This window comes from Amorphus suaedae (assembly GCF_053629675.1).
Window position 1 is genome coordinate 2,208,372 of record NZ_JBRJIT010000001.1, and the last position, 23,161, is coordinate 2,231,532.

Annotated in this window: 18 protein-coding genes; 6 read left to right on the forward strand and 12 right to left on the reverse strand. The window is 69.6% G+C overall.

All coding sequences use genetic code 11. The annotated features are described in order from the left end of the window. Nucleotides 1–119: 119 nt before the first annotated feature. From gcvPB to AB7M35_RS09955, 4 genes are all read right to left on the reverse strand, one after another. Nucleotides 120–1,685: an aminomethyl-transferring glycine dehydrogenase subunit GcvPB gene (gene gcvPB / locus AB7M35_RS09940; protein ID WP_453959314.1), complete on the reverse strand. Its 1,566-nt coding sequence runs from the start codon at nt 1,683–1,685 to the stop codon at nt 120–122. After that, complete coding sequence (gcvPA, locus tag AB7M35_RS09945) at nt 1,682–3,094, reverse strand: aminomethyl-transferring glycine dehydrogenase subunit GcvPA (protein WP_453959315.1); 1,413 nt, start codon at nt 3,092–3,094, stop codon at nt 1,682–1,684. The genes gcvPB and gcvPA overlap by 4 nt, the downstream gene beginning before the upstream one ends. A gap of 94 nt (nt 3,095–3,188) precedes the next feature. Then, nucleotides 3,189–4,340 carry an ATP-NAD kinase family protein gene (locus tag AB7M35_RS09950; protein ID WP_453959317.1) on the reverse strand — a complete coding sequence of 384 codons (1,152 nt, stop codon included), beginning with the start codon at nt 4,338–4,340 and terminating at the stop codon, nt 3,189–3,191. A gap of 19 nt (nt 4,341–4,359) precedes the next feature. Further along, on the reverse strand, nt 4,360–6,129 hold the full coding sequence (locus AB7M35_RS09955) for an FAD-dependent oxidoreductase (RefSeq protein WP_453959319.1): 1,770 nt from the start codon (nt 6,127–6,129) through the stop codon (nt 4,360–4,362). 96 nt (nt 6,130–6,225) lie between these two features. Here AB7M35_RS09955 and AB7M35_RS09960 point away from each other — a divergent pair, with 96 nt between their 5' ends. Further along, a complete protein-coding gene (locus AB7M35_RS09960) occupies nt 6,226–7,092 on the forward strand; it encodes an SDR family NAD(P)-dependent oxidoreductase (RefSeq protein WP_453959321.1) in 867 nt (288 codons plus the stop codon). Between the two features lie 41 nt (nt 7,093–7,133). Beyond that, entirely contained in the window at nt 7,134–7,901 is a 768-nt protein-coding gene (locus AB7M35_RS09965; RefSeq protein ID WP_453959323.1) for an SDR family NAD(P)-dependent oxidoreductase, read from the forward strand. Nucleotides 7,902–7,923: 22 nt separating this feature from the next. On the opposite strand, the gene AB7M35_RS09970 is transcribed toward AB7M35_RS09965, so the two are convergent. The 3 genes from AB7M35_RS09970 to AB7M35_RS09980 form a co-directional block, all read right to left on the reverse strand. Beyond that, on the reverse strand, nt 7,924–9,045 hold the full coding sequence (locus AB7M35_RS09970) for an NADH:flavin oxidoreductase/NADH oxidase (RefSeq protein WP_453959325.1): 1,122 nt from the start codon (nt 9,043–9,045) through the stop codon (nt 7,924–7,926). A 61-nt stretch (nt 9,046–9,106) separates the two neighbouring features. Continuing rightward, nucleotides 9,107–9,457, reverse strand: a complete 351-nt coding sequence (locus tag AB7M35_RS09975; RefSeq protein WP_453959327.1) for a cupin domain-containing protein — start codon at nt 9,455–9,457, stop codon at nt 9,107–9,109. Then, nucleotides 9,454–10,413, reverse strand: a complete 960-nt coding sequence (locus AB7M35_RS09980; protein WP_453959328.1) for a dihydrodipicolinate synthase family protein — start codon at nt 10,411–10,413, stop codon at nt 9,454–9,456. Before AB7M35_RS09980 ends, AB7M35_RS09975 begins: the two co-directional genes overlap by 4 nt. Before the next feature lie 215 nt (nt 10,414–10,628). On the opposite strand from AB7M35_RS09980, the gene AB7M35_RS09985 reads away from it, so the two are divergent. The 3 genes from AB7M35_RS09985 (at nt 10,629) to AB7M35_RS09995 (ending at nt 15,203) form a co-directional block, all read left to right on the forward strand. After that, nucleotides 10,629–11,801 carry an NAD(P)/FAD-dependent oxidoreductase gene (locus AB7M35_RS09985; RefSeq protein WP_453959330.1) on the forward strand — a complete coding sequence of 391 codons (1,173 nt, stop codon included), beginning with the start codon at nt 10,629–10,631 and terminating at the stop codon, nt 11,799–11,801. A gap of 83 nt (nt 11,802–11,884) precedes the next feature. Then, nucleotides 11,885–12,619: a GntR family transcriptional regulator gene (locus AB7M35_RS09990; RefSeq protein WP_453959332.1), complete on the forward strand. Its 735-nt coding sequence runs from the start codon at nt 11,885–11,887 to the stop codon at nt 12,617–12,619. A gap of 283 nt (nt 12,620–12,902) precedes the next feature. After that, nucleotides 12,903–15,203, forward strand: a complete 2,301-nt coding sequence (locus AB7M35_RS09995) for a xanthine dehydrogenase family protein molybdopterin-binding subunit (RefSeq protein ID WP_453959333.1) — start codon at nt 12,903–12,905, stop codon at nt 15,201–15,203. A gap of 11 nt (nt 15,204–15,214) precedes the next feature. Here AB7M35_RS09995 and AB7M35_RS10000 read toward each other — a convergent pair whose 3' ends face one another. After that, nucleotides 15,215–15,355 (reverse strand): hypothetical protein, encoded by a 141-nt coding sequence (locus AB7M35_RS10000; protein ID WP_453959335.1) that lies wholly within the window; start codon nt 15,353–15,355, stop codon nt 15,215–15,217. Between the two features lie 137 nt (nt 15,356–15,492). Here AB7M35_RS10000 and AB7M35_RS10005 point away from each other — a divergent pair, with 137 nt between their 5' ends. Beyond that, on the forward strand, nt 15,493–17,034 hold the full coding sequence (locus tag AB7M35_RS10005) for a radical SAM protein (protein WP_453959337.1): 1,542 nt from the start codon (nt 15,493–15,495) through the stop codon (nt 17,032–17,034). Between the two features lie 111 nt (nt 17,035–17,145). Here the strand turns inward: AB7M35_RS10005 and AB7M35_RS10010 are convergent, their stop codons facing one another. The 4 genes from AB7M35_RS10010 to AB7M35_RS10025 all read right to left on the reverse strand — a co-directional run bounded on the left by AB7M35_RS10010 (nt 17,146) and on the right by AB7M35_RS10025 (nt 23,099). Then, nucleotides 17,146–17,961, reverse strand: a complete 816-nt coding sequence (locus tag AB7M35_RS10010; protein WP_453959338.1) for a citryl-CoA lyase — start codon at nt 17,959–17,961, stop codon at nt 17,146–17,148. Nucleotides 17,962–18,058: 97 nt separating this feature from the next. Next, nucleotides 18,059–20,704, reverse strand: coding sequence for an aconitate hydratase AcnA (acnA, locus tag AB7M35_RS10015; RefSeq protein ID WP_453959339.1), 2,646 nt, complete (start codon nt 20,702–20,704; stop codon nt 18,059–18,061). After that, entirely contained in the window at nt 20,704–21,936 is a 1,233-nt protein-coding gene (locus AB7M35_RS10020) for a CaiB/BaiF CoA transferase family protein (RefSeq protein ID WP_453959341.1), read from the reverse strand. The genes acnA and AB7M35_RS10020 overlap by 1 nt, the downstream gene beginning before the upstream one ends. Further along, nucleotides 21,933–23,099 (reverse strand): PrpF domain-containing protein, encoded by a 1,167-nt coding sequence (locus AB7M35_RS10025; protein ID WP_453959342.1) that lies wholly within the window; start codon nt 23,097–23,099, stop codon nt 21,933–21,935. Before AB7M35_RS10025 ends, AB7M35_RS10020 begins: the two co-directional genes overlap by 4 nt. Nucleotides 23,100–23,161 lie beyond the last annotated feature (62 nt).

Genomic DNA, 23,161 nt, shown 5'->3' on the forward strand with positions numbered 1-23,161 from the left:
TGACCCGGCAAGACCGATAGCATACTTCTAGTATGCAGGATTGAATCGGGAATGGCCAGCCCTGCCGCCGTGCCCCGACGAGGGCCCGAAGGCGGCCGGGCAAGCCATTGGACCTGCTGCTATTCCTCCCGCGAGGCCTGCTTGCGCCGGAAGGCGCGCCAGGTGAAGGCGCGCCGCTCCGGGTCGGCGAGATCGGCGCCGACGAGCTGCTTGATGGGCTGGTTGTGCGGGGCGGTGCGGACGAGCTCCGGATCGGTGCGCGCCTCCTCGCAGACGGCGGCGAGCGCCGCGATCCAGGTGTCGATGTCCTCCTTGGAGTACATCTCGCCCGCCTCCGGCGTGAACGGCTCCGGCACCACCCACGGCTCGTGGCTCATCCAGTAGGGATCGATGCCGTAGTCGGCGATGCGGTTGGCGATCTCCATGGTGCCGATGCCGGTCGCCTCCTTCAGCGGCCCCAGGCTCCAGCGCGTCATCTCCATGCGCCAGCCCGGGATGTCCGGGTTGGAACGCGCCAAGCCGTCGATGCGGGCGAGCTTGGCGTCCATGTAGTTGTTGGCGAGCACCGAGAGATCGGAGCCCATGGAGATGCCCTCGGCGCCCATGGCACGCGCCCACGCATAGGCCTTCAGCACCTGGGGGACGTTGCCCCAGTATTCGCGGATCTTGCCGGCGCTCTGCGGCCGGTCGGTCTCCAGCCGGTAGCGATCGCCCTCTCGGGTCACCACCGGTGTCGGCAGGAACGGCGCCAGCTCGGCGCTGCAGCCATAGGCGCCCACCGCCGGTCCGCCGCCGCCCTTCGGCGCGCCGAACGTCTTGTGCAGCATGTACATGCAGGCGTCGAAGCCGAGCTCGCGGGCGCGGATCTTGCCCATCACGCCGTTGAAGTTGGCGTGGTCGTAGAAGCACAGCCCGCCGGCCTCGTGGACGATGCGGGTCCACTCGGCGATGTGCGGGTTGTAGATGCCCATGTCGTCGGGGTTGTTGATGAACAGCGCCGCCGTGCGCTCCGACACCACCGATTTCAATTGCTCGACGGAGGGATAACCGCCCTCCTCCAGACTCAGCGTGATCACCTTGAAGCCGGCGGCCGCCGCCGTCGCGGCGTTGCACGGATGCGCCTGGATGGAGGTGATGACCTCGTTCCTCTGCTCCAGCTCGCCGCGCGCCTGGTGGTACGCCCGCGTCACCACCGCATGGGTGTAGGACGCGTCGGCGCCGCCGCCGGCCTGGAAGATGAACTGGTCCATGCCGGACAGGCCGCAGAGGATGCGGTCGAAGCCGTGCAGGATGGCGAGGATGCCCTGCAGCGTGTCCTCGTGCTGGTAGGGGTGCACCTCGGCGAGCTCGCGCCGCTGCGCCACCGCCTCGCTGACGCGGGCGTTGTATTTCATGGTGCAGGTGCCGAACAGGCTGATGCCCATCATGCCCAGCGTTTCCTGGCTGAGGTGCAGATAGTGCCGCTGCACCTCCGGCTCGGTCAGCTCCGGCAGCACCGGACGCTGCGTCCGGCGCATCGCCGCCGGCACCAGCGCGTCGATGTCGCCGACGTCGGCGGCGACATCCGGCTCGGGCGCGGGAAAGATCTGCCCCCGGCGGCCGGGATGGCCGAGCTCCATGACCACCGGCTCGTTCCAGACGGGGCCGTGATAGCTGCGCAGCGGCGTGTTGGCGGGTTCGCTCATCGGGCGATCACCTCCTTCAGGGCCGCCGCCAGGCGGTCGATGTCGTCCTTGGTGTGGATCTCGGTGACGCAGTAGAGCGCCGCCGCGCCGAGCTCGGGCAGCTCGGCGGACAGGTCCTTGCCGCCGAAGATGCCGCGCGCGCGGAGCGCGTCGTTGATGGCCGCGACGCTCATGCCCGTCCCGGAGAAATCGACCACGAATTCCTTGAAGAAGCCGCGCGCGAACGGGATCCCGACGCCCTCCAGCGCGCCGAGCCGGCGCGTCGCGTAATGGGCGCGCGCCAGGATCAGCCGGCCGACTTCCTCAAAGCCGGTCGGCCCGAGCAGCGACATGTAGACCGCGTTGGCGATCGCCCAGAGATAGACCGAGTTGCCGGTCCAGTCCTTGCCGTCCTCGCGCAGGCCGTAGGAGGTCTGGTGCCCGTTGGCGACGTTGAAGCCGTACTGGCCCGGCTCCAGCGTGCGGGCGATGGAGACCAGGAAGCCGTTGTACTCGGCGAGGTAGCTGTCGTCCTCGCGGGTCGCCATGTAGCCGCCGACGCCGCCGCCGCAGTTCATGTGGACCCCCAGCGGCTGGGTCGGCCCGACGACGATGTCGGCGCCGTAGCTGCCGGGCGGCGCCAGCACCCCGAGCGAGATCGGATCGGCCCCGACGATGGTCTCCGCCCCCACGGCGCGCGCCAGCCCGGCGATCTCGGCGGCGTTCGGCTCGATCAGGCCGAGATAGGACGGCACCTCGAGGTAGACGGCCGCGGTGGCCCCGGAGAGCTTGGCCTTCAGGTCGGCGAGGTCGAGCCCGCCCGTCGCACGGTCCGGCTCCACCAGCACCACGTCGATGTGGCGCTCCATCTCGCGCGGCTCGCAATAGGAGCGGATCACAGACAGGCGTTCCGGATCCAGCCAGCGCGGCACCAGCACCTCGCGGCGGCCGGTGATCCGGGCCGCCATGCGGATCGCGTGACCGGCGGCGCAGCCCCACGAGTAGACGGGCAGGCCCACCGCATCCATGTCGATCAGCTCGCCGAGCTGGCTCGCATACTCGAACCAGGCCTGGTTGCGGCCGTGATCGGACTGGGCCGAGCCCCAGACCGGCGTCAGGAACTCCGTGCGCCCGACGATTTCGTCAACCACCGCCGGCACGTGGTGCTGCCAGCAGCCGGCACCGAGGAAGGAGAGGTTCGTCTCGCAGTCGCCGTTGCGCTTGAGCTGCGAGACGAGATGCCGGCGCAGCTCGACCTCCGACGACAGCGGTGGCGGCAGATCGAGCGGCGTCTTCAGGCGATGCGCCGACGGGATCTGTTCGAACAGCGCCTCGACGGACGGTGCGCCGATCTCGTCCAGCATCGCCTGCCGGATATCCGGCAGCGAATTCGCCATCCACGGATGCGCCTTTGGGGATGTCTCGGGCATGCGGTCTGCCTTCCTGAACGAAGGTGGGTCGCACGGCATCGGTGCCGCCGGCGGAACCGCAGTGTGCCACCCCAGGATCAAGACGACAACGTGTCTACAAGATTTTGAGAGGATCGATCGTGGACGCGGCCGTCACCCGCATGACCAGCGTCTCGGCCGGACCGGTCATGACGCGCATGTAGCCGGCAAGCAGGGCATCGACGGCGGGATCGCCGGTGTCGACGAGGAGTTCGGGACGGGCGAGCCCGGCGAGCTTGCCGCGGCCGGCGAGCACCGTGATGCCGGCGCGGCCGGCGCGACGGAGGATGTCCGGCCCGATCTGCTGGTTGCCCCGGCCGAACAGGAACCCCTGGCCGCCGACCACGCCGACGACGACGGCGACAGGCCCCGCGCCCACCGCCTCGGCGACCTCAAGGCAGGACAGGTCCGTGCCGATCAGGCCGCCGTCGCGCACCACGTCGACGCCGAGCAGGCTCGCCGGCCGGAGCCCCAATGCGGCGAGGACACCCTTCGCCGTGCGGCCGGGACCAATGACAGTGGCCGTGCCGGGTGCGATCGTGCGGGCGACGGCGCGGGCCGCCACCTCCAGCGCCGCATCGTCGGACCGCGGGCCCGCGCCCTTCGCCGGCTGCATCATCCGCCGCTCGACCGGCACCAACCCGTAGCCATAAAGCGAGGCCGAGAGGATGCCGGCACGCAGCGCAGTCTCGTCGATGTCCATCACCTCGCCGGCGGCGAAGGCGATGTCCGACCGGTCCGACGTGAGCGCCGCCAGCAGCCGGCCGGCCCGCGCCGGGCTCGCCGCGAACACGGCGGAGTGCATCTTCACGCCGGTGGGAATGCCGAGAACCGGGACTCGCTCGCCGGTCACCGAGACCACGTCGCGGGCAGTGCCGTCACCGCCGGCAAAGACGATCAGGTCCACCGCCGCATCCGCCAGCGCGCGGGCGGCCTCGACGGTATCAGAGGCTGTGGACGGGGTTCCCGGCTCGAGGGCGATGAGCTGTGGCGCCAGGCCGGCCGCGCGCGCGGCGACCGCGCCCATGTCGCCCGCGACGGTCAGGATCTCGAACGGCGCGCCCCACTCGGCAGCCGCCACCCGCAGCGCCTCGCTGGCGCGCAGGCCGGCGACCGGGGTGGCGCCGCGAAAAAGCGCGCGCGCCGGGGTGTCGGGCCCGTCGGTGCCCTTCAGGCCCGCCGCGCCGCCGAGGCCGGCGATCGGATTGACGATCAGGCCGATCCGCATGGACGGGGCTCCGTCGCCGTCACGGCGTGCCCTCCGGTTCCGGCTGCGGTTCCGGGTCCGCCGCCGCGCTGGCGATCGCGCCGATCGGCACCGGCTTCAGCGGCCCGCGCGGCGCGAAGAAGGACAGCTCCTCCACCGGCGTGCCGGTCCGGCTGGCGAGGATGTCGGCGGCCACCGGCGCGCAGTAGCGGCCCTGACAGCGCCCCATGCCGAGCCGGGTGGCGCGCTTCAGCGACCCGATCCCGTGGTCGCCGCCCGCAAGCGCCGCATCGATCTCGCCGAGAGTCACCTCCTCGCAGCGGCAGACCACCGTCTCGGGCGCGCTCGGCGCCTCCGGCAGGTCGGCGGCATAGAGCGCCCACAGCGCCTGCTGGAAGCGGCGGTGGCGCCGGAGGTCCTTGCGGGCGCGGGCGAGCCCCTGGCCGGCCGCCTTGGAGCCGGCATGGCCGAGATCGCGGGCCGCGGCGGCGCCGGCGATGGTGCCTTCGGAGATCGCGGCGAAGGCGCCGCCCAGGCCGGTGCAGTCGCCGGCCGCGAAGACGGTCTCGTCGCTGGTCCGGCAGTCGGCGTCGCGGACGGTGGCGAGCTGGCGGCGACCCGCATCGAAGGCGTGCCGGCAGCCGAACAGCCGCAGCAGGTCGTTGGCGGGCTGGAAGCCGTAGCCGAGGGCCACCGTCTCCGCCTTGTGGACCGACACCACCCGCTCGCCGCCGGTCTGGCGCAGCGACACCGTGAGACCGCCGGGCGTCTCGTCGATGCGCTCGACCAGATGATCGTGCAGCATCGGGATGCCGAGCCGCTCCAGCCGGCGCACGTATCCGGCGCCCTGGATGGCGAGATCCGGCGCGCTCGCCGTCATGCGCATGATCGGGCCGAGCGCCCAGGGTCCGGGCTTGGGCGCCGCCTCGACGACCGCCACCACGTCCGCGCCGGCCCCGGCGAGCTCAAGCGCCACCTGAAGATTGAGCGGGCCGTTGCCGGCGACCAGCACGCGCCGCCCGGCAAGCACCCGGTAGCTGCGAAGCAGCGTCTGGGCAGCGCCCGTCGTGACGACGCCGGGCAGCGTCCAGCCGGGAACCGGCAGGCCGCGCTCGTAGGCGCCGGTCGCCACGATCACCCGGCGCGCCGTCACCGTCGTCTCCGACTGGCCGGCGAGCACCCGCAGCAGGCCCGGACCTTCGGCGGTCCACACCGTGCCGGCCAGATGCCGCACGCCGGCGCGCCGCGCCCGGTCCAGCAGCGAGCGGCCGCCGGCGAACTGCCGGTCGTCGCGGCCGGGCTCGGGCGGATCGAGCACCTTGGTCGGCTGCTTGAAATACTGCCCGCCCGGCGTCGGCCGCTCGTCGATGACCATCACCGAGGCCCCGGCCTCGGCCGCCACGCAGGCGGCCGTCAGGCCCGCCGCGCCGCCCCCGATCACCGCGATGTCGGCGGTGAGCGCGCCTCCGGCGCCGTCGGCACCCCCCGGCTCGCCGAGCGGCAGGTCGATGCGCTGGCGGCGGATCGCCACCGGCGCCTCGATCTTGGTCATGCAGGCGCGCTGGTTGGCCCGCCCGTCCACCTCGACGAGGCAGTCGTGGCAGACGCCCATGCCGCAGAACAGGCCGCGTGGACTGTCGAACCCGGTGGAGCGGAACGTGGTGATGCCGTGCGCGGCCAGCACCGCGGCCACGGTCTCGCCCCGCCGCGCCGTCAGCGGGCGGCCGTCGAGGGTCACCTCGACCCGGTCGGCGCGGGCGATGTCCACGGGTGCTGCGCGCCAAGGCGCCTCGTCGGAAGGTCGCGTCATCTCTCAAACCATGGCGGCGCGGGGCGCGGGGCCACCGAATTGCATCTTGTCGACAACAAGGCGACAAGGTTACACCTACTCCTAGAGCATTTTCCGATGCCGGGGAAACACCCGATCGACGTGCTCCGGACGAAGGACGTTGAGCATACCCCGCCGGCCGGTCCCGGTCTCGACGGGACATGCGCCAACCCGCGGGCAGCGATGCACGACCCGGTTCTCCCCAGGCTTCTCGACGGCCGCGTCGCCTTCGTCACCGGCGGCGGGCGCGGGCTCGGCCGTGCCGTGGCCGAGGCGTTCGCGGTGGCCGGCGCGCTCGGCGCCGTCGCCGACCTCGGCGAGGGCGATGCCCCGCCAGGCTGGCTGTCGCTCGCCTGCGACGTGACCGATGCGGCCTCGATCGAGGCGGCGATGGCGCACACTATCGACCGCTTCGGCCGCCTCGATTCGGTCGTCGCCAACGCCGGAGTGGTCCCGCCGTGGTCGGAGACCGCGTCCATCGACATCGACGCCTGGGACCGTACCTTCGCCGTCAACGTGCGCGGCGTCATCGCCACCATCCGCGCCGCCGTGCCGCACCTCGCCGCGCGGGGCGGCAGCATCGTCGCCATGTCCTCGCTCAACGGGTTTCGCGGCCATCCGCAGCAGGCGGCCTATGTGGCCAGCAAGCACGCCGTCATCGGCATCGTGAAATCCACCGCCCTCGACCTCGGCCGCCACAGGATCCGGGTGAACGCCATCGCCCCCGGCCCGATCGCCACCGAGGCGCTGGTCGGACGCATCGAGGCGCGTGCCGCCGGCGGCGGCCTTCCGACCGACGAGGCGCTCGCCGCCTATGGCCGCGACACCGGGCTCGGGCGTCTCGCCACGGCGGACGAAGTCGCCCGCACCGCCCTCTTTCTCGCCAGCGATCTCGCGAGCGGCGTCACCGGCCAGGTGCTGCCGGTCGATGCCGGCATCGCCTGAGCGCCGGCACGCCCCGACCCGAACCGCAAGGACCACGCCTCATGTTTGAACTCGACGGACGGACCATCCTGGTCACCGGCGCCTCCAAGGGCATCGGCGCGGCCATCGTGGAGGTGCTCGGCCGGGCCGGCGCCAACGTCGTCGGCCACTATGGCGGCGACCGCGCCGGGGCCGAGGCCGCCATGGCCGCCATCCCCGACGACCGCAAGCTGCTGGCCCAGGCCGACCTCGCCGACATGGCGTCGGTCGACCGAATGTGGCGCGACGCGCTCGCCTGGCGCGGCCGCATCGACGTGCTCGTCAACAACGCCGCGACGATGCCGATCTCCGGCGGTTTCGAGAGCGACGACGCGGAATGGGACAAGGCCTGGGCCGACACCTACGCCGTCAACGTGCTGGGGCCGACGCGGCTGATGAAGCGCGCCGTCGGGCACTATCTGGCGGAAGGCGGCGGCATCCTGGTGACGATCTCCAGTTGGACCGCCCAGCGCGGGCCCGGAAACCCGGACCTGGTCGCCTACGCCGCCTCCAAGTCGGCCGTGCTCACCGCCACCAAGACCGTCGCCAAGAGCTACGCCGACCGCGGGATCCTGGCCTACGTGGTGTCGCCCGGCGTGGTGCGGACCCGGCTCTCGGAGGAAGCGGCCGAGCGCACCGGCGGCGCCGACGCGGTAACGGCGACCCTCGCCATGAAGGAATGGGTGCCGCCGGCCGAACTCGGCAATCTCGTCGCCTTCCTGTCGTCGGGGGCCTGCCGGCATCTCTCCGGCGCGACACTCGACGTCAACGGCGCGAGCTACATCCGCTGATCGGCCCCAGGCTCGCGGCCGTTCAGTCGGCCGCCAGCGCCTTGGCTCGACGGGAGAGATAGAAGCCGTATTCCATCGGCAGCACGCCGTCGGGCTCCTCCAGGCCGAGCTCCAGCGCCGCCCGGTAAGGCCAGCTCGGGTTCGCCAGCAGCTCCCGCCCGAGGGCGATGAGGTCGGCCTTGCCGTCGGCGAGCACGCTCTCCGCATAGGCCGGGTCCATGATGGCGCCGACCGCCATGGTGGCGACCCCGGCCTCGCGGCGGACCTCTTCCGCATAGGGCACGATGTAGCCCTGGCTGATCTTGCGGGTGGAAAGCGTCGCGGCCCCCGACATCCCACCCATCGAGCAGTCGATCACGTCGACGCCGCGCGCCTCGAGTTCGCGGGCGAGCGTCACCGTGTCCTCGATGGTCACCCCGTTCTCCACGCCGTCCACGGCCGAGGTCCGGTAGAACAGCGGCTTGTCGTCGGGCCAGGCGGCCCGCATCGCCTCGGCGACCTCCAGCGGAAAGCGCATCCGCTTCTCCAGGCTGCCGCCATAGGCGTCGGTGCGGCGGTTGGAGACCGGCGAGAAGAAGGAGTGGATCAGGTAACCGTGGGCACCGTGGATCTCCGCCACGTCGAAGCGGGCCAGCAGCGCCCGCCTGGCGGCGGCGACGAAGGCGTCGACGATGCCCGGAATCTCGGCGGCCGACAGCTCGCACGGCGCCGGGTAGCCGTCCTTTTCCGGCACGGCGCTGGGGCCCACCGTCGGCCACGCCGCGTCCGGCCCGCCGTTGGCGAGCGGCGCTGCCCCCTCCCACGGCCGCGCGCAGCTCGCCCGGCGGCCCGCGTGGCCGATCTGGATGCCGGCGGCGGCGCCGTAGGAATGGTAGAGCGCGGCGATCCGCGCCAGCCCCGGCACGTGCTCGTCGAGGTAGAGCCCGGTGCAGCCGTGGGTGATGCGCCCTTCGCGCGCCACCGCGGTGGCCTCGACGATGCCGAGCCCCACCCCGCCCATGGCGAACTTCGCGTGATGGAGGAAGTGCCAGTCGTGGGTGGCTCCGTCGAGCGCCTTGTACTGGCACATGGGCGACACGACGATGCGGTTCTTGAGGGTCAGGCCCCGGAGGGTCAGCGGCGTGAAGAGATGCGGACGGGTCAAGAGCGGCTCCGGCGGTCTGGAAATGTCGGGATGGGATTGGGCGGGCGGGTCGCGGGCCCTGTCAGGCCCGGTCGAGCCAGACGTCCGAGCCCGGCCGGAAGGCCGGGCCGTTGATCACGAGATAGGTCATCCGGCCCTCGAAGCGATAGGGCGTTCCGCGCGGAATGACCACGACGTCGCCCGCGCCGGCCGTTTCCTCGGGCGCCTCGCCCAGCCAGAAGCGCGCCGTACCGTCGAGAACATAATAGACGCGATCGGATTCGTGGCAGACCAGCGGCCGATGCGGCCCGTCGAGGCTCACCCACGTCAGGCTCACCGCCTCGCCGTGCCGGTCCCGGCGCACCATGCGGCGCGCCAGGATCGGGTTGCCCTCTTCCGTCTCGGTCTCGACGTCGGCAGCCCGGACGATCATTCGGCGGCCTGGACGGAACTCCGCGGGCCGTCGATCTCGTCCATCAGCCGGTCGAGCTCGTCCATGTAGACCTTGATCTTCGACACCCGCTCGGTGCCTTCGGCGCCCAGCTCGGCGAACGTCGTCAGCGGCGGACGCACGTCGCCGACCGGATAGCCGCAGACCGCCGCGAGCGCCTTGGAGTAGCACTGGTGGCCGTAGGTCGGGTGGCCTTCGGCGATCACGTGGTCGATCTGGTTGATCTTCCGCTCGATCCGCTTGGCGTCCTCCAGCCGGCCCTCGGTGATCAGGTCGCAGATCCGGGTCGAGGCGCGCGGGATGTAGTTGGCGTAGGGGTTCACGTAGCCGACCGCGCCGTAGAGATAGGACTCCACCACCCGCTCGCCGGCGAACACGTTCATCTCGCCGTGGGTCTCTTCCAGGATGTCGTAGATGCGGGCCATGTCCTGGCTCGCTTCCTTGATGTAGCGGACCTGCTCGAACGCCTTGGTGAAGCGCGCCACCAGCTTCGCCGACATGTCGACGTTGGAGGTGAACGGGTTGTTGTAAAGCATGATCGGCAGCGACACCGCCCCGCAGATCGCCTTGTAGTAGTTGAAGATCTCGTCCTCGGTGGGCGTGTAGTAGTAGGGCGGGATGATCATCAGCCCGTCGGCGCCCAGCGCCTCGGCTTCCTTCGAATAGCGGACCGCGTTCGGCGTGTAGGCGTTCATGCTGCCCACCAGCACCGGGATCCGCTTGTCGATGTGCGCGACTGTCTCCTCGACGAAGCGCGTGCGCTCGGCGTCGGTGAGCGTCAGGAACTCGCCCGTGGTGCCCAGGATGATCAGGCCCGGCACGCCCTCGGCGAGCTGCCAGTCGAGGAACCGCTTCCAGGCGGGAAAATCGATCGCGCTGCCATCCTCGGTGAACGGCGTGATCGTGACGGCGTAGCTGCCGCGAAACTGGTGCGTCATCTGCATCCCCTTGGGTGATCGGGACGGGGCCGTGGCCGGCGAGTCCGCTATCGTGTCGCCTTGTTGTCGACAAGAATGATGAAGCCACTATACATACTTTCGTGCCCGACGGCAGACCCCGTGGTCCGGACTTTGATGATGCGCCCGATGTTTTCCCTGTTCACGCCTGCCGGACCGACCGCACGGAGCACGCCGTCCAGGACGGCCGCCGGATCATGATCAACGTCCCCTCCGTTCCGCCGGGCGCCGAGGCCCTGGACACCGACGTGCTGATCATCGGCGGCGGCATTTCCGGCTGCGGCATCGCCCGCGACCTGGCCACCGCCGGCCTTGACGTGATGCTCGTCGACCAGTGCGACCTGAACACCCGCGCCTCGGGCTCCAACGCCGGCAGCCTGCACTGCCAGCTGCCCATCGAGCCGTTCGTTGAGAAGGGCGAGGCCTGGGCCCGCGCCTACGCGCCGGTGATGCGGCTGATGCGCAACTCGGTGGAAATGTGGCGTCAGCTCGAGGCCGAGCTGGGCGTCGACTTCGAGGTCGACATCACCGGCGGGCTGATCGTCGCCGCGACCGACGGCGAGATGCGCACCATCGAGCGCAAGGCCGCCATCGAGCGGCAGGCCGGCCTGCCCATGGAGATCCTCTCGGCCGCCGACCTGCGCCGCCTCGCCCCCCGCCTCTCCGACCGCCTGGTCGGCGGCGCGATCTGCTCCGCCGAGGGCAAGGTGAACCCGCTGCGCGCCGCCCCGGCCCTCGCCGCCCGCGCGGTCGCGGCCGGCGCGCGCATCGTGCGCGACTGCCCGGTGACCGCGATCCGCAGCGAGGCGGGCGGCTTCGCGGTTTCCGCCGGCGGCCGCGAGATCCGGGCGCGCCGCATCGTCGACGCCGCCGGCACCGACGTGGCCCGCATCGCCGCCATGGTCGGGATCGACCTCGACGTCACCGGCCATCCGATCCAGGTGAGCGTGACGGAACCGGTGGAGGAGCTGCTGCCGTTCCTCGTCTACCACGGCGGCGCCCGCCTCACGATGAAGCAGACCCGGCGCGGCGCCGTGCTGATCGGCGGCGGATGGCCGTCCCGCCGCGACCCCGCCACCGGGCATCTCACCGTCGACTACCGGTCGATGGCGGACAACTTCCGCGTCGCGCTGGACGTCGTGCCGGTGCTGGCGGGCGTCCACGTGGTCCGCTCGTGGCCGGCGCTCGTCAACGGCACCGACGACTGGCTGCCGATCCTCGGCGAGGTCGCCGCCGTGCCGGGCTTCTTCGTCTGCTCGTTTCCGTGGATGGGCCTGACGGCGGGGCCGATCTCGGCGCGCATCGTCGCCGACGCCGTGCTCGGACGGCAGTCCGACCACGCGGCCGCAGATTTCCGCCCGGCCGCCTGACGGTTCGCCGCTTTCCCCGTTTTACTCTGTTGCAGCAACCGTCTATCCCGGACCTGCAGATACTGGACGATCCGGAGCAGCGCATGGCGGACACGACACCCGAGGACCTGGCAGTCGAGGCGGCGAAGATCTCCGACACCCGCCATCCGCGCGGAACCGGCGCGAGCTTCGTCTATGCCGAACTGAAGAAGCAGATCCTCAATCTGGAACTCACCCCGGGCACCCAGCTCGACGAGACCGAGCTCAGCCGGCATTTCCACCTGTCCCGGTCGCCGGTGCGCGAGGCGCTGATCCGGCTGGCCGCCGAGGGCCTGGTCGATGCGCCGCGCAACCGCACCTCGCGGGTCTCCCAGTTCGATTTCTCCACGCTGCCCGCCTATTTCGACGCGATGCACCTGCTCTACCGGCTGGGCGCACGGCTCGCCGCGCAGAACCGCGCGCCGGAGGGCGTCGAGCGGCTGCGGGAGATCGAACGCGGCCTCGAGGAGGCCCACCACGCGCGCGACATCCTGCAGATCATCACCCTCAACAGCTCCTTCCACATCGCCATCGCCGAGATGGGCGGCAATCCGTTCTTCGTCGCCTGGACCCAGAGCCTGCTCGATCAGGGCCAGCGGGTGCAGCGCTTTTACATGCAGCAGTTCGAGGGCGAGCTGCCGGCGCCGAAGCTCAACCAGCACGAGGCGCTGATCGCAGCCATCGAGGCGGGGGACGCGGCGGCGGCGGAGGCGGCCGGCAAGGCCGACGCCCAGACGGTGATCGACGAGGTGCTTGCCTACATCGCCGAGCGGGGAACCGGCGACTTCGCCATCTCCTAAGGGCCGGCTGCGATCAGGCGGACCATGCCGGCCTGCGAAACGGCCCCAGAATGTCGCGATCCACCCTCGCGGAATGGGGCACGCGCGCGGGAATCGATTAACTGCCTGAAAATAGAAATTATTCCGCCGCCGGCTGATCCCGCCAGCTCGACATCCGCTCGAGCCGGCTGTCCAAAAGCGGTCGTTGCCGTCCGGGAGAGCGCGTTCAGGCCCTTGTCTGGGAACGCCATCCGTCGCACCCTGCCCTCCAACCTTCAGATCCCCCCTCCCCGGTTCAGCGCTCATGCAAGACAAGTTCGGCCGCTTCGAAGGCCGTCTCGAAGACGGTCCGCTCATCACCGGCACCGGCCTCTACACCACCGACGTCCAGCTCGAGGGCGAAGCGGCGCTGGTGCTGCTGCGCTCGTCGGTGGCGAACGGCCGCATCCGGACCCTGGACGTGTCGGCGGCCCGCGAGGCGCCGGGCGTGCTGGCGGTCCTCACCGCGGCCGACATGCCGGAGGGCATCAGCCCGATCCTGCCGAACATCAAGTATCCGGCGCCCGACGGCGGCGAGATGTACGTGCCGCGCTACATGCCGTTCGCGGAGGAGACCGTCCGCTATGTCGGCGACATGATCGCGGCGGTCGTGGCCGAGAGCCGCGACCTGGCCGAGGACGCGGTCGAGCTGATCGAGTTCGACATCGAGGACCTGCCGCCCGTCATCGATCCGGTCGCGGCCAAGGCGCCGGGGTCCCCGCTCGTCTGGCCCGATTGCCCCGAGAACCTGTGCTTCCGGCTGGTCGAGGGCGACCCGGCGGACGTGCGCGCCGCCATCGATGCCGCGCCGCACGTGGTGCGCGAGCGCTTCGCGATCACCCGCGTGACTGCCGCCCCGATGGAGGTGCGCAGCTGCCTCGGCGTGTTCGACCCGGGCGACGGCCGCTACACGCTCTACGTCGGCACCCAGGCCGCGCACCGGCTCGGCGAAGGCGTCGCCAACGTGCTCGGCATCGACAAGTCGAAGATCCGTGTCGTCTCCCGCGACACCGGCGGCTCGTTCGGCATGAAGAACGCCGCCTATCCCGAATATCCGGTCGTGCTGCTGGCGGCGCACGCCGTGGGGCGCCCGGTCCGCTGGGAGCCGCCGCGCACCGAATCTCTTCTCTCCGACAGCCATTCGCGGGAACAGATCTCCGAGGCCGTGCTGGCGCTCGACGACGACGGCCACTTCCTGGCCCTCGACGTGGTGTCGTCGGCGTCGCTCGGCGCCTATCTGGCGCCGATGACGCCGCACCCGATGACCGCCAATGTCGGTCTGCTGTCGGGCGTCTACCGGACGCCGAAGATCTCCGCCACCGTCGACGGCGTGTTCACCAACACCCAGAACATGTCGCCCTATCGCGGCGCCGGCCGGCCGGAGGCCATCTACCTGATCGAGCGGATGGTCGACATCGCCGCCCGCCGCCTCGGCATCGACCCGGTGGAGATCCGCCGCCGCAACATGATCGCCGCCGAGCAGATGCCGTACGACACCGGCTTCGTCTTCTCCTACGACAGCGGCGACTTCCCGGCGCTGATGGACGAGACGCTGGCAAACGCCGACTGGGCCGGCTTCGAGGCCCGGCGTCAGGAGGCCGCCGCGCGCGGCAAGCTGCGCGGCATCGGCCTTGCCTATGCCATCGAGATCGCCGGCGGCCCCCAGAAGAAGCCGCTGCCCGAGTACGCCCGGATCGGGGTCGCGAGCGACGGGGTCGTGACCCTGTCGCTCGGCTCCGGCGATACCGGCATGGGCCATCGCACCACCTACGCGACGCTGCTCTCCCAGCGCATCGGCGTCGCCCCGGCGGACATCCGCTACCTCTCCGGCGATACCGACCAGGTTGCGGGCGGCGTCGGCTCGTTCGGCTCGCGCACCACGGCGGCGGCCGGCACCTCCATGGTGCGGGCGTTCGACGTGCTGGTGGAAAGCGCCCGCGCGAAGGCGGCCGACGAGTTGGAAGTCTCTCCCGCCGATCTGGAATTCACCGACGGCGCCTTCACCATCGTCGGGACCGACCGTCGGATCACGCTGCCGGATCTTGCCCGCCAGACGGGCGAGGCCTTCGAGGGCGAGAACTTCTCCGCCGCCGACGACGCCACCTTCCCGAACGGCTGCCACATCTGCGAGGTCGAGGTCGACCCGGACACCGGCCACGTGGACATCCTGCGCTACACCGTCGTCGACGACGTCGGAACGGTGCTGAACCAGGAGCTCGTGGAAGGGCAGCTGCACGGCGGCATCGTCCAGGGCGCCGGCCAGGCGCTGATGGAGCGGATGGTCTACGAGACCGAATCCGGCCAGCCGCTGACCGCGTCGTTCCAGGACTACGCGATGCCGCGCGCCACCGAGTTCCCGATGTTCGACATCACCTGCCACCCGGTGCCGACGGCCAAGACGCCGATCGGGGCGAAGGGCGCGGGCGAGGCCGGCGTGGTCGGCTCACTGCCGGCGCTGGTGAACGCCGTGGTTGACGCGCTGTCGCCGCTCGGCATCGATCACATCGACATGCCGGTGTCGCCGGACCGGGTGTGGAAGGCGATCGAGACGGCGCGCGCCAAATAGGAACCGCCGCCCTATCCCTGCTCCGGCACCTTGCGCTGGGCGGGGCCCGTGTAGGTCCACGTCGCGTCGCGCGGCAGCGGTCCCTTGTTACGCTCGGCGCGCTGCATCTGCTCCCACGAATGGGCGAGGATGCCGACCGAGCGCGACAGCACGAACAGGCCGCCGCTGCTGCCGGACAGCAGAGAAACAGCTCAATCTTCATATTCAATCTTAGAGTAACGTACATAGAATATGCTATGTTTGCGCGATATTAGACGAAGAAGTAGTCAATCGTTTCCATCGGAGCAACATGGACGTGATGTTCACAATATTCACGCCAGATCGGGCAACTTTCACTTCCGCACCGCCTCCATCCGTCGAGGTTCGACTTAGACACATCATAGTCGAGAACCCCGAAACGATAAGCATCGAGCTAACAAGCAAATGCAACCTGAAGTGCGGGATGTGCCCATTAACTGCCGGAACGACCTCTACATCGAGCCCATCCTCGTTCATTAGCCCCAAGTTGTGGGCCGATATTTTAGATCAGATTGATAGTCAGGTCGGCCGCGTCATTCTCACCGGATTCGGCGAGCCAATGCTCCACCCTAATCTGGTCGAATACATCCGGGATCTGGAGCAGAGGAAAATCCGGACAAGCCTGACAACGAACGGAACTTTCGTGCGAGCTGACTTCCTGTCAGCTCTGCCAAACCTTTCCAACCTCGATCATATCAACGTTTCCGTCGACAGCGTCGACTCCGCCATCTACGCGCGCTTGCGGAAGGGGAAGCTCGACAAATGCCTTCGCACGATCGGGCGTCTTGCATCGTGCAGCGGGCCGCAAACGACGGTAAGCGTGTCCGCCATTCTAATGAAATCGACGCTGAGGTCCCTCGTCTCTGCGCCGCGTATCCTCGCCGAGCTCGGGGTGCGTACCCTCGTCCTGCAATCGCTCTTCGACCAGACCACTTATGGCCTGGACGAAGATTTCGGGCGCGCCTCCGATTCAGAAGAGATTCTCGAGGAAATCCGTAAGGAAGCCGCCAGGTTCAATGTCTCGCTCTGCTTCGAGCTCCCGTATCGCCTCAGTCTCGAGCGTCATGATCCGGCGGAAGCAGAACGACGTTATTTCAGCGACAGTCGCCAACACGGCGAAAGCAAAGCCTGCGGGATCGCATGGGACACGACGCATATAGATGCTGCTGGACAGATATTTCCCTGCTGCCGAGCCGCTGCAGTCAACGCGGAGAAGCTCGGCGGACTTGAATCTAACAACATTGCGGACATCTGGAACGGGCAGTCTTATAATAGATTTAGAAACAGCTTTTCGGACCCCAGCCTGCTCAGCGATCTTTGTGCGAACTGTTCAGTCGTACAGTCGGGCACATCTCCACAAAGCGACTACAAGGCCGAGATACTGCCCAGACTGAAGAGAGGGAAGGACGGCGCGTTCGTTGTGCGGGCGCGAAACACCGGCCGGAAAGCATGGACGCACGATACGGGACCAGTGGTCGGCCTAAGCCATCCGCGCGATCACCTGTCGCCGTATGCGCATGAGGAATGGATGCTTCCCAATCGAGTCGGCGCGATGAGGGAGGCGGTTGTGGAACCAGGCAAAATCGCCCACTTCTCGATCCCGATCGATCTCGGCGACGTTCCGGGCACAAGCGAACACTTTCAGCTTGTTGTTGATGGAGTTGCCTGGCTACCGGGAACAAGCTTTTCGCTCGTGACCGAGCGACGTGTGAAGCCCTTCCGCCTGACGGCCCCAAGGTTTTCGGTCAGTCGGGACTTCCGGAGGGGCTGGTCGAGCCGAGGGCAATCGAAGCAACGACCGCTTCAACCATAAAGCCGCGCGGCGGTTTTCCGACTGTCAAAGCCACTCCAAAAAATTTGGCCGCGGAAAGGTCTGATTCTTCGACACGTCGATTGTGACTAAGGGTCATGGGATGGGGCCGGCTCACGGCACCTTGCGCTGGGCGGGGCCCGTGTAAGTCCAGGTCGCGTCGCGCGGCAGCGGTCCCTTGTTGCGCTCGGCGCGCTGCATCTGCTCCCACGAATGGGCGAGGATGCCGACCGAGCGCGACAGCACGAAGAGGCCCCGGCAGAGCGGCGGCGCGAAGCCCAGCTCGGCGTAGATGACCGCCGTCGCCCCATCGATGTTCATCGGGATGCGCCTGCCCTTGCGGGCCTCCATGGCGGCCTCGATGGCGCGCGCGATGGCCGCGAAGCGGCCGGTGACCGCGCCGCGCCCGGCCATCTCGTCGACCATTTCCAGAAGCCGCGGCGCACGCGGATCGATCGGGTGGAAGCGGTGGCCGAAGCCCGGCACGTACTTGATCCCCTGCTCGGCCAGCGCATCGAGTTCGGCCGCCACGGCGGCGTCGATGTCGCCGCCCTCGCCCGCCCGCTCGGCGATCGCGGTGTAGACCGCCACCGTCTGCTCGCCGGCGCCACCGTGGACGTCGCCGAGCACGTTGGCGGCGGACGCCATGGCGTTGTTGATGCCGACGCCGCAGGTGGACGCCATACGGGCGATCGCGATCGACGGCGCCTGCGGACCGTGGTCGACGCTCGCCACCAGCGCGTGGCCGAGCAGCGCCGCCTGGTCCTCGCTCGGCAGCTCGCCGCGCAGCATCAGCCAGATCATGCCGGGAAACGACACCCGGCCGATCAGCTCCTCGATGGGATAGCCGTGGTAGCGGATGACGCCGGGGGACATGTCGATAATCGACGTTTCCCACCAGTCTTCGGCCTTGGTCTTCCAGTCGGACATGGTCTCGATCCGTTCAGGTGTGTCAGGAAAAGGGAGAACCGGTTCTCCACCCGCCGGCGCGTGAGAAATCGGCTCCCGCCCGCCGGCGAAGGCCGGTTCAGGCCTCCGCCGCCTCGGGCGCGAGAAGCCGCTCCGCGACGCTCGGCAGGATGCCGCCGGCCTTCAGGTAGCGCAGTTCGTCGAGCGTATCGACGCGGGCGATGACCTCGAAGCTGTCGGTCGCGCCGTCGCTTCGGGTGCGGGTGAGCTGCAGCCGCTGCAGCGGCTTCAGCGTGTCGACCGGCGCTTCCAGCGACACGGTGTCGGTCGCCGCGAAAGTCTCGGCCGGCAAGAACGCCTTGTCGGCGAACTCCAGCGGCAGCACGCCCATACGCACCAGGTTCGACCGGTGGATGCGCTCGAACGACGTGGCGATCACCGCCTTCACACCGAGCAGCCGGGTGCCCTTGGCGGCCCAGTCGCGCGCCGAGCCGGCGCCGTACATCTTGCCGGCGATCACCACGCAGTCCTCGCCCCGCGCCGCGTAGGCCTCGCTGGCGTCGAAGATGGTCGCCTCCGTGCCCTCCGGCATGATGCGTGTATAGCCACCTATCCGGTCGACCATCTCGTTCTTCAGGCGGACGTTGGCGAACGTGCCGCGCACCATCACGTCGTGGTTGCCGCGCCGGGCACCGTAGGCGTTGAACTCCGCCGGCCGGAGCCCCGCCTCGCCGAGATAGCGTCCGGCCGGGCTGTCGGCGGCGATCGAGCCCACCGGCGAGATGTGGTCGGTGGTGACAGAGTCCCCCAGGATCAGCAGCGGCCGCGCCGCGGTGATCATCGGCGCACCGACGGCGAAGTAGGGGGCGACTTCGAAGAACGGCGGCTTGCGGAAGTAGGTGCTCTCATCGGTCCAGCGGAACAGCGGCCCCGTCGCCGTCGCCAGCTGCTCCCACGCGCTGTCGCCGGACAGCACGTGCTCGTAGCGCGACAGGAACTGGCTGCGGTCCATCGCCGTCGACAGCGCCTGCTCGATCTCCTCCGGCGACGGCCAGAGGTCGGCCAGGTGGACGGGCGCCCCATCCGGGTCGTGGCCGAGCGGCTCGGCCGACACGTCCGTCAGCACCGTTCCGGCGAGCGCGTAGGCGACCACCAGCGGCGGCGAGGCGAGGAAGTTCTCCTTCACCTTGGCGTGGATGCGGCCCTCGAAGTTGCGATTGCCCGACAGCACGGCGGAGACGCACAGATCATCCGCGTCGATCGCCGCGGTGACCGCATCGTCGAGATCGCCGGAGTTGCCGACGCAGGTGGTGCAGCCGAAGCCGACCACCCCGAAGCCCAGCGCCTCCAGATCGTCCAGCACGCCGAGCCGGCCGAGATAGTCGACCACCACCCGCGATCCGGGCGCCAGCGACGTCTTGATGCGCGGCGACACCGTGAGCCCCCGCGCCCGCGCCTTGCGGGCGAGCAGGCCGGCCGCGATCATCGCCGCCGGATTGGAGGTGTTGGTGCAGCTGGTGATCGCCGCGATGACGATGTCGCCGTCCTTCAGCGCGCCGGCGTCGGCGCCCTTCGGCGCCGGGTCACGCGGCGTCATCATGGCGCTGGCGGCGGCCGGCACCTCCGAGAGATCCCGCCGCTCCTCCGGCCGCTTCGGGCCCGACACCGTGCGGCGCACCGTCGACAGGTCGAACTCGATGACGTCGGCGACGTCGGGAACCGCGTCCGGATCGAACCACAGGCCGGTGCGACGGAGATAGCGCTCCACCCGCTCGATCTTGGCGCGGTCGCGGCCGGTCAGGTCGAAATATTCGATGGTGCGCGCGTCGGACGGGAAGAACGCGCACGTGGAGCCGAATTCCGGGCTCATGTTGGCGATGGTCACCCGGTCGGTCACCGGCAGCGAGGCCATTCCGGGCCCGAAGAACTCGAGGATCGTGCCGACGACGCCGCGCTTGCGCAGGGTTTCGGTCAGCGTCAGCACGATGTCGGTGGCCAGCACACCGGCCGGCGCGGCACCCGTCAGCCGCACGCCGATCACCGGCGGCACCAGCATGGACACCGGCTCGCCGAGCATCACGGCCTCGGCCTCGATGCCGCCCACGCCCCAGCCGAGCACGCCGAGGCCGTTGACCATGGTGGTGTGGCTGTCGGTGCCGATGACGGTGTCGGGGAACAGCCACTCCGCGCCGCCGACCGCCCTGCGGCTGACCACGTCGGCCAGATACTCGATGTTGATCTGGTGGATGATGCCCTGTCCGGGCGGCACCACGCGCAGGCCGTCGAAGCCCTGCTGCGCCCACTTCAGGAAGGCGAACCGTTCCTCGTTCTCCGAGAACTCCCGCTTCAGGTTCTCCGCCAGCGCGTTCTTCTGGCGCGCCACGTAAACCATCAGCGAATGATCGACGACGAGGTCGGCCGGCACCTGCGGGTTGACGAGATCGGGGTCCACGCCGGCGGCCAGCGCCTTGTCGCGCAGCGCGGCGAGGTCGATCAGCGCCGGCATGCCGGCATAGTCCTGCATCACCACCCGCGACGGCCGGAACGCGATCTCGATCTCGCGGCTCCAGTCCGCCGCGCGCGCCGCCACCGCCGCAATGTCGTCGGCCGTGACCGACACGCCGTCCTCGCTGCGCAGCAGGTTCTCGATCAGGATGCGGATCGAGACCGGCAGCTTCGCCATGCCCGGAAAGGCCTGCTCCGCCGCCACGAGGTCGACGATCTCGGCGTCCTCGAAGCGGGCGCGCGTCTTGTAGCTGTCCATCATCCAGTCGTGCCTGTCTGTGCCGCGTCTTCGGCGGCCTCCCCGGCGATCACGCCGCGGGCATAGAGGTCGTCGATCTCGGCTGCGCTGTAGCCGGCCTCGGCCAGCACCGAGCGCGTGTCGGCGCCCATCGCCGGCGGATCGGACCGCAGGCGCGCCGCGTAGTCGCCGATCTCGATCGGCAGCGCCGGCAGCGCCGTCCGGATCCCGCCGGGCAGCATCGTCTCCAGGAGCCGGTTGCCGGCGAGCAGGTGCGGGTCGGAGAACAGCTGTTCCGGCCGCGCCACGTGGGCGAACGGCAGCTTCGCCCGCAGGCACCGCTCCTCCACCTCGGCGAGCGGCATCGCCGCGAACATGGCCGCGATGTCGGCCTTCAGCCGCGGCTTCGCGCTGATGCGCTGGTTGTTGGTGGCAAGGCCCTCGTCGGCCTTCAGGTCGGCCCGGCCGAACTCGTCGCAGAACAGCGCCCAGTGGCGGTCGGAGGTGATGCCGACGAACACCTTCTCGCCCTCGGCCGTGTCGAACAGGTCGTAGATCGCCCAGGCGGAGACGCGCGCCGGCATCGGCGGCACCGGCTCGTCGTTGAGGGCGGAATAGGCGAGATGCTGGCCCATCAGGAACATGGCGCTCTCGAACAGCGACGAGCGCACCAGCGTGCCCTTGCCGGTTTCCTCCCGTTCGCGCAACGCGACCAGGATGCCGATCACCCCGAAGATGCCGCCGAGCACGTCGACCACCGAGGCACCGGCGCGCAGCGGCTGGCCGGGCGGGCCGGTCATATAGGCAAGCCCGCTCATCATCTGCACGACCTCGTCGAGCGCCGTGCGGCCCTCGTACGGTCCCGGCAGGAAGCCCTTCATGGAGAGGTAGACGATGTGCGGATGCGCCTTAGACACCGCCTCGTAGCCGAAGCCGAGCCGGTCGATGGTACCGGGCCCGAAATTCTCCAGCATCACGTCCGACCTGGCGAGGAGCCGGTTGACGGCCTCCTTGCCGGCCTCGGACTTGAGGTCGATCGCCAGGCTCTTCTTGTTGCGGTTGTAGAACGGGAAGTAGCCCGTCCCGAAGCCCCTGAGGCGGCGCGTCGGATCGCCGTCCGGTGCGGGCTCGATGCGGATCACGTCGGCGCCGAGGTCGGCGAGGATCAACCCCGCCGTCGGCCCCATCACCGTGTGTCCGAAATCGAGAACCCGCACGCCCTCAAGCGGCAGCTTCGTCGCGGTGGACGTCATCGAATGTAGGCCTTCCCGTCCATCAGCAGGCGCGCGGTCCGGCCGATGGCGGCCTTGTTGACCTTGATCTCGTTGGAGGTCGCGTCGATCTCCGCCGACACCTGCAGCGTGCCGCCCGGATGGCCGATCGCCACCTCGTAGTCGGCGCCGTTGCGGTGGTGCGTCGAGGCCTCGTTGGCGATGGTGCCGGGGATGCCGACGGCCACCGAGGTGCCGGCCGCGCCGGAGCCCGGGTAGGCCTTGGAGAACGCGAAGCGGGCCATCGAGCGCGAGAACAGGTCGTAGCCGCCGGCTTCGATCACCTTGCCGCCGGTGGCGGTGTAGGTCACCGGCTCGTTCACCACGAACAGCAGCGGGTTCATGGAGACCTGCAGCTCCTCGTCGGCGTTGTCGCCGGTGATGAAGCCGATCTCGTGGGAGACCACCTTGCGGATCGCCTCGAGCCGCGCCACCAGCGCGTCGTCCGCCTGCAGCGCGAAGATGTCCTTCTCAACGTCGAGGCCGACGTCGCGGGCCCGCACGAAGATGTGCAGGTTCGCCATGTCGACGACGCTGACGTCGAGCTTGCCGATGCCCGGCACCTCGAAGGTGTCCATCGCATGGCCGGTGGGCAGCACGTTGCCGCGCAGGGCCGAGCCGGCGAAGTCGCCGAAGTCGACGTCGATGCGGGCGCCCGTGCCGGGCACGCCGCCGATGGCGAAGTCGCCGTCCACGGCCGGCAGCCCGTTCACCATCGGAACGGTGGTCTTCAGCTTGCGGCCGGTGTTGACCTGGTGGACGTTCACCACCGCCACGCCGTTCTCCACGGTGCCGGCGCCGGTGAGCGCGCCGTAGAGCGCCGCACCCGAGGAGATGTTGCCGCAGTTCGACGACCAGTCGATGCGGGGCAGCTCCTGGTTCACCTGGCCGAACAGGTAATCGATGTCGCAGTCGTGGCGGGTCGGCGGCCCCATGACGGCCAGCTTGCTGGTCAGCTTGTCGGCGCCGCCAAGGCCGTCGATCTGCCGCTTGTCGGGCGATCCGAACACCTTGAGGACGATATCGTCGCGCTCCGCGCCGGCGTCGGGCAGATCGCGGATGTCGAGGAACACACCCTTGGAAGAACCGCCGCGAATGATCTTGGCATCGATCGAGCGCATGTTGAGTTCGTTACGGATCGGCATCGGTCTGGACCATTGTCTCGGGATGGGAAGCCGACGGCGGCAGCGGGATGCGCCGCCGTCGG